The sequence below is a fragment of the Pseudomonas sp. YA1 genome, assembly GCF_058680555.1.
The window spans coordinates 1-836 of the sequence record NZ_JBZWBG010000051.1; the positions used below are offsets into that span (position 1 = coordinate 1).

Sequence of the window (836 nt, forward strand, 5' to 3'; positions counted from 1 at the left end):
AGCTCACCGGCCAGACCCAGCGGCAGCAGGTCCAGGTCCGCGCCCAGTACATAGGCCCTGCGACGTCCCAGCAAGGTACCGATAGGTGCGTAAGCCGCACCGCACGGATCCTGCGGACACGCCTTCCACAACAAGGGCGTGACCACCGTCTCGGTCGGTCCATAGCCGTTGAACAGGTAGCCCGGGCGCAGGCTTTCCCAGGCCAGCTCGTAGCTGGCCTGCGGCACCGCGTCACCGCCGAAGCAGTACACCCGCACCGGCGGCGGGTTGCCGTCACGCTCGGCATGCTCGGCCAGTTGCTGCAGGTACACCGGCGGAAAGACCCCGATGGTCACACCGTGACGATGCATCTGCGCATAGGTCTCCTCCGGCAGCCAGATACTGTCGTCGCGCACCAGCACCCGCGCTCCGTTGATCAACGGGTGCATCCAGCCTTCATGGGCACCGTCGAAGGCGAACGACATGAAATGCAGCTCGCAGTCCGCCGGGCTCGTCTCGTAGCGCTCGCCGGTCGCACGGATATGCGACACCAGCGGTCCGTGGGATACCGCCACGCCCTTGGGCAGGCCGGTCGAACCGGAGGTGTAGATCACGTAGGCCAGGTTTTCCTCGGCCAGATCGACCTCCGGCGCACCCTCCGGACGATCCTGCCATTCGCCCGGGTCGTCCACCGCCAGGCTCGCCAGGCCGGCGGGCAACGGCAGACGCTCGAGCACGTCGCGCTGGGTCAGCACCAGCGCCGCGCCGCAATCCTCCAGCATGTAGCGCAGGCGCTCGGCCGGATAGGCGATGTCCAGCGGCACGTAGGCGCCGCCGGCCTTGAGTACGGCCAGGAA

Annotated in this window: 1 protein-coding gene; it reads right to left on the minus strand. The window is 67.8% G+C overall.

Features of this window, described 5'->3' with window-relative positions; all coding sequences use genetic code 11:
- Nucleotides 1-836, minus strand: an 836-nt coding sequence (locus AC4OR5_RS30915; protein WP_043090426.1) for an AMP-binding protein, incomplete at both ends; no start/stop codon positions are given.